The sequence below is a fragment of the Orenia metallireducens genome (assembly GCF_003001995.1).
Taxonomy (GTDB): domain Bacteria; phylum Bacillota; class Halanaerobiia; order Halobacteroidales; family Halobacteroidaceae; genus Orenia; species Orenia metallireducens_B.
The window spans coordinates 38325-44578 of the sequence record NZ_PVNB01000031.1 but is presented as its reverse complement, the minus strand read 5'-3'; the positions used below and the strand labels follow the sequence as shown (position 1 = coordinate 44578).

The 6254-nt window shown below is 33.9% G+C and carries 7 protein-coding genes; all 7 read right to left on the bottom strand.

Annotated elements, in window-relative coordinates:
* On the bottom strand, positions 1-1086 hold a 1086-nt coding region (locus tag BX659_RS16100; RefSeq protein ID WP_253250806.1), incomplete at its 3' end, for a terminase large subunit domain-containing protein.
* Between the two features lie 144 nt (positions 1087-1230).
* Positions 1231-1806 (bottom strand): phBC6A51 family helix-turn-helix protein, encoded by a 576-nt coding sequence (locus BX659_RS16095; protein ID WP_097019305.1) that lies wholly within the window; start codon positions 1804-1806, stop codon positions 1231-1233.
* A gap of 197 nt (positions 1807-2003) precedes the next feature.
* Positions 2004-2735 carry a Fic family protein gene (locus tag BX659_RS16090; protein ID WP_097019304.1) on the bottom strand — a complete coding sequence of 244 codons (732 nt, stop codon included), beginning with the start codon at positions 2733-2735 and terminating at the stop codon, positions 2004-2006.
* Positions 2736-2927: 192 nt separating this feature from the next.
* Positions 2928-3350 carry a hypothetical protein gene (locus BX659_RS16085; protein WP_097019303.1) on the bottom strand — a complete coding sequence of 141 codons (423 nt, stop codon included), beginning with the start codon at positions 3348-3350 and terminating at the stop codon, positions 2928-2930.
* 40 nt (positions 3351-3390) lie between these two features.
* Complete coding sequence (locus tag BX659_RS16080) at positions 3391-4254, bottom strand: ATP-binding protein (protein WP_172431992.1); 864 nt, start codon at positions 4252-4254, stop codon at positions 3391-3393.
* Entirely contained in the window at positions 4229-5260 is a 1032-nt protein-coding gene (locus tag BX659_RS19115) for a hypothetical protein (protein WP_172431991.1), read from the bottom strand. Before BX659_RS19115 ends, BX659_RS16080 begins: the two co-directional genes overlap by 26 nt.
* 178 nt (positions 5261-5438) lie before the next feature.
* Entirely contained in the window at positions 5439-6221 is a 783-nt protein-coding gene (locus BX659_RS16075) for a hypothetical protein (RefSeq protein ID WP_097019301.1), read from the bottom strand.
* Positions 6222-6254: the final 33 nt, after the last annotated feature.

Below are 6254 nucleotides of genomic sequence, written 5' to 3'. Positions count from 1 at the left end.
TCTTACCAATAACTCAGCAGTCTGTGACTCAGTAACCTCCATCCCTTCTTTAGTATAAAGAACATCAATTACATAAATCTCACCTTCATACTCTACTCCAACAATAGCACAAAGATAATCATTACCCTCATCAGCAGTATCAACATAGCAGATAATCCTATCATAACTCTCAGGTAACTCATCATAACTTTGAAAATACTTATATAATTTACCCTTCTGGTCTATCGGTTCCTGATGATAATTCGCTCTGAATATTTCTGGAACCATATTAACCCTTAGACTTTCATAACTCTTCTCTGATAACAAATCAGGACAGAGCATCTTGCCTTCTTCATCCTTAGCCTCTAACTTTAATAGATACCACTCATCACCTTCAGGACCAGCCAATATCCTCCCACAGATATCCTTCTTAGCCCAACGAGTCATATTAACTATCTCAATAGCTCCCTCTTCCTTACGAGAAAGAAAGGTTCCACTATACCAGGTCCAAATTTTATCCAAGGCTCTATCATTAAGGGCAGTCTCAGCATCCTTCACTGGGTCATCAACTATGGAAATATTACAACCCTTTCCAGTAATACTCCCTCCAATACCTGCACCCTTATAATTAAAGAACTCTCCTTCCAAAGCCCACTGATGATAACTAGCATTCCCTTTCTTAATTTTGCTTTCAGGAAAAATATCCTCATAAACAATCTCGTGGGGATAAGTTTTCCCCTCCATAATCCCATCCCTGGTATATCTAGAGAAATCCGTGGCAGCATCATCATTATAGCTGCAGGTTATAATCCTATTACTCTTCTTCCTACCCAATACCCATTTACAGAAATTGATTAGTGTTCTAGATTTCCCATGTCGAGGAGGCATATTCATCATCAGTTTAGTATAAACTTTTCCTTCTTCATTAACTAAAGTTCCTTCATATAGCCTCTGCAAAGTATCGCATAATAGTTTTAAATGCCACCTATGCTCTTGGTAGAATTCTGGAGAAATAGTTTGACAAAACTCCCATAAGCTACCCCTAGAATCTCTAATCTTCTTTTCCCGCTTAAGAATTAATAATTTTTCCTTATCTTTTCTATTCATAACTATCACCACAGTATTCTAATAATCAATTTATTTACTACTAGAACTTAAAAATCGCTTTTTATTCCTATATTTTTATTCGTGTGAATCCGTGTAGATTCGTGGCTAAAAAAGCCCTTGAGTTTATTGTTTTAATGATTTTCTCTATTCCTTAAATTTCTCTAGTTCTTTTTTAAGTTCTTCATCACTCATATAAGACAAATCAATATTATAATTCATGTCACCTTGATGCTTAAAATCTCCTTTAATAATATCCGTAGCCTCTCCATTCAATAATTGATATAGTTTGAATAACCTCTCCAATGCCTCAATCTTATCCAACTCATCATCTATCTCTTCTGGATGAGCAGTTCTCATAATATCATTAATCATATTCAATAACTTAGGATTAAACTTATCCTTTATCTCATCTAGCCTTTCATAATAAATCTTTTTAAAAATTTCATCTTCTAACCACCTATATAATTGCCTTCTACTAATGTCACACTTCTCAGCTATTTCAGTCTTAGTAAACTCTCCCGAGATAAGTAGGTCTATAGCTTTGAGTTGATTCTCGCTCAATTCTTCATTCGTAGTATCTGTGACATTTTGTGCCTTATTTTGATGCTGCCAGCAGTACCACTCACCAGCAAAATCAATAGCTACCTGTTTTTCTCTAGTACATCTAGAACCATCACTTTTATTACCACTACATTTGATTGTTTTAGTTTCTCCATTCATTTACTGACAGCACCTCCTTCTTAAGCTTAATTTGTGATTGATAAAGAATAGTAAAAAAATAAAGTCAAAAGCAATATGCTCTTGACTTTAAAGGTTTTTAGTATTTAGTTTATCTTCTTACTCATTACTATTCACTACTTACTAATTCTAATTATATCAATGATTTAAATCTTATATCTTCCAATTTTATATCAACTTTAATCTATCAAGTCTAAATACATATCTAAACTCCTATTTAAAGATTCAGCTACTAATAAAATAAATTCATTATAATCTCCTATTGTACATGCTTTATCTAAAGAACTATAATATCTAGCTCTATCTTCATTTCTAATAATTACTAGAGGATAACCAGCTTTCATCAACTCTAGGTTCAATAACAACCTTGCAGTCCTCCCATTTCCATCAATAAAAGGATGTATCTTAACAAAATCTGTATGTAGTCTAGCAGCTCTCTCAATAGGATGTAAACTTTGACCCTCGCCTGAGTACCAATTTATCAATCTTTCCATCTCTCCAGAAAGTGCTATTGGTTCAGGAGGCATATGCTCTGCACCACTTATAATAACTCTTTCTTTCCTATATACACCTGCATATTCATCATCTATACCTTTCAGAATTAATCTATGGATACTTTTAATTTGCCATTCTGAGAGATTTTTATTTTTCTTTACTATCTCCTCTACATATAAAATAGCCTCTTTATGATTTATAACTTCAAAATGCTCCTTTAAGGTCTTTCCTCCAATGGCTACCCCATCTTCTAATATCACTTTAGTTTCTAATAAAGTCAAAGTATTTCCTTCTATAGCATTAGAGTTATATGTCCAAGTTAATAATAAATGTTTTCTAATACTAACAGCTGTGTATTTAGGTAAAGGTCTCTTTTGATCAATCTTCTCCTTCTTATTATCCACTTCCTTGAACATATAACTCCCCCTCTAGCAACCAATTTAAAATATTATAAGCATAGCTATTAGTATAGCCTTTAGTTATAAAAATATATCTTATATTTTAAAACAACTACTAATCACCATGTTATAATTTATCATTCTACAAAATAATTATTACACCTCTATCAAAATTTGTGATCATAAAAAAGGTTTGCTCTAGTATGCCTTTTAAATCAAATCCCCAATACTCTCCTCCAACTTCGCTAATGCCCTCTTCTTCACTCGATAATATTGACTAGCTGAATAAGGAAATCTAATACTATTATAAATCATATTATCTCGCTCTACCCTATCTTGCAGATATTTAGCTTTAATCAATGGTAACTCTAGCTCCTTATCCAATGATTCTAATCCAGTCTCTATTAAATTGATAATTCTCTCCTTCTCTTCCTTCTCTCTAGCTAACTTACTATCTAATCTCTTCTCTACAATATCATAAACTGGGTCACAATAAACTCCCCCACTTACTTTAGGTCTAGCATAATCAATTGCCTGCTGATTATACTCCAACTGAATATCAACCGCCTCTATTCTACTCTTTATCTTCTTATAATTAAGCAAGTAATCGATTAACTTTCTATGTCTCTTCATCAAACCATCCTCCCATCTCAAAGAAAATACTGGCTATCCCTCATCCTCTGCCTTCTGCTCTCAACTTATCTATATTCTGTTCTCTTAGCTTTGTAATCGCTTCACCATGCTTTCTTCTCATATCAATTCCACCAACAACAATTGGGTCACCATTCTTACCAATCAACCTACTTACATGATCTTCAGTTAATTGTCTTTCCAGATACTTCATATCACCTGTAGAATTAACAATAAAAGGCTTATTGTTCTCTATCCTATAATTCAAGATAATAAAAAGCTTTTCTAATTCATCAGCTCCAAATCGTTTAGCGTTTAAATTATCTATTACTAGCAAATCAACCTTCTTGGCTGAATCTATCAGCTTTGATGTTTCCTGAGCAGGGTTGCTATAGGTATTTTTAATATCATCATAAAACTCTTTAGCCACTACATTTATCACGGTATAACCTTTGTCTAATAGTTCTTGCTCGATTATATGAGATAATAAACTCTTTCCTCGACCACACTTGCCAATAAAGGTTATTCCAATCCCTTTCTTTCTATAAAATTCAAAGTTATAAACATAGTCCATAGCAGCTAACTTAGCCTCTTTCTTTCCTGCTAGCTCTTTAAAATCAGCAAAGGTTTTACCGATAAACCCTTCCCTTATCTTAGCCGCTTGAATATTCTCTTCATATCTCTTCTGTTCCTTAGCTTTTTGAGCCTTAATCTTCTTCTCTTCTTTACAATCACAGGAAATAGCTAAAAATCCATCTTTATCTCTTCTAACGATGATCTCTTTATCACAACAAGCTCGGCATTCAAATTGCTCCTTGTCCACTTCACCATTCTGGAACTCCCAGACTGCCTTATATTGAGTCTGCTTAAGTCTATCCAGATTAAAGGTCTTCGATAGAGATTTCAACTTCTTGGATCTCTGAATTATTGGCTCCTTCTTCTCCCTGCTCTGATTTATACTGACCACCTTCTGTGAATTCTTTTGGAGTATTTGAGATATTGCTTCCACTATTTGCACCTCCCAAATTTTGAGTTAAAAGTTCCTGAGCTTCTGTTATAAAGCACCTAATAAACTTATAGCTTGATATATCAACCCCATTTTTGGCATCACCCTGCCTATAATTTCCTCTAGACTCTTGGGCTGTAACTGCCAAATCACAGGCCTTCTTAATAACTGCTGTACTATATTGCTTTAAATCCTCAATAATCAAATATTCCTTGCCTAAATTGACCCTCTTTGTCTGAGAGAGAATGTAATGTTGCACTTCTTCTACTGCATGATTTGGTTGACTTTCAATTTTTCCTTCCTGTTCTTTATGCTGAGTAGCATTATCTGTAGTACTCTCTGTAGTAATCTCTGGTATAGTTCCTCCACTTTGGAGATTGCTAGCTCCATTATGAACTTTGGAATTTCCATTTTGCACTCTCGATTCTCCATTTTGGAGATTCAGTAATGATGCTGTTTTGTAACCCTCCAATTTATAACCTAACTTATTCAAATCTTCAATCAGTTTCACCAAATTAAGCCTATATTGAACTGTATGGTCAAACTTAACTTTAGGATTATTTCTCTCTAAGATATAGCCAATCTTAATTAACTTCTCAAACCATCTTCTTACCGTCTGGCTTGACACCCCTAATAGACAATCTTCTGCCCATTCCTCAGCATTCTTATATATCCAACCACCTTTTAATTCAGCAATATCATCTACTTCCCGTCTACTCTCTTCAATCAAGAATCTTTGATATTTCTCTTGACCTACTCTTTCAGTCCAATATAATGCCTGATTAAGTAATATCGCTAACTTATAAGAGTCCCTTGTAGAGATACCTTTATCATTTAACCTATATTCTATTGCTACTACCAGCTCTTCTTTAATAATCGCTCTTTTAAGCTTATCTATTTTAGGCATGGTTCCACTCCCTTAGGTAAGTCATTTAGCCAATTTCTCTTTTATAATCCTAGCCCATGCAAGACTTTTTTCACGCTGACCTCTCTCTTTTCTTTCTTCTACCTCTGATTCCTCTCCAGGTAATCTATATCTACCCATCTTTACCACTCCTTAAATAGCCAGCCCCAAAGGGCCAGCTCTAGAACATCAATCTTAAATAATCAGTTGCTACTTTCTTTAAATCTTCATCATAGGATTTAGTTGCTAACCACTCTATGTCTCTCTTGCCTAATTCCTTTAATTTCTTCCCTACATTCTTACCAACAGTAACTTCAATCTCTCCTAACTCCAATATCTTTTGATCCTTATCACCTATATTAACTTCAATGCTGTTAGAAATATCATCAGAATTATTATCTGATTGAGTATGACTATTGCTACTGCTGTAAGACCCACGTTCATAGACCATTGCTTTCTTATCTATATCATAAATAGATTCAATCTTAACTACACCTCTACCAATAATCATCTTTTCTAAGATATCCTTAAATTTATATAGGGTTAACAGCATATCATCCAAGTCAACTCTATAATGATTATCATAGGTTTTAACAAAGAAGGAGAAAGGATATTTCTTAGCAGTACCATTGTCGAAATGAGTTTGATATTGAAAGAGTAATTTATAATAGTGATATCCCTTTTTAATTCCTGATCCATTGGCTAAACCAAAGTATTCATCAACCTTCTCTCTTCCATATCTCAATAAATCTAACCGTTCCACCTTGGAAATCAAATACCCTATCTGAGCTTTAGACAGTAATATCTTATTTCCATTACCATTAAGCATGATTGTCCAGTTACTATCTATCTCAGTTAAATAAGCATCACAATAGACTTGTCCCTTATCTTTAAAGAAAACATTCCATAGCTTGATACTATATTTACCACCTTCAAGTTTTAACAACTCCTCAACTTTATACATTAGATAACTACCACCCCTGTATAGTTGATATAT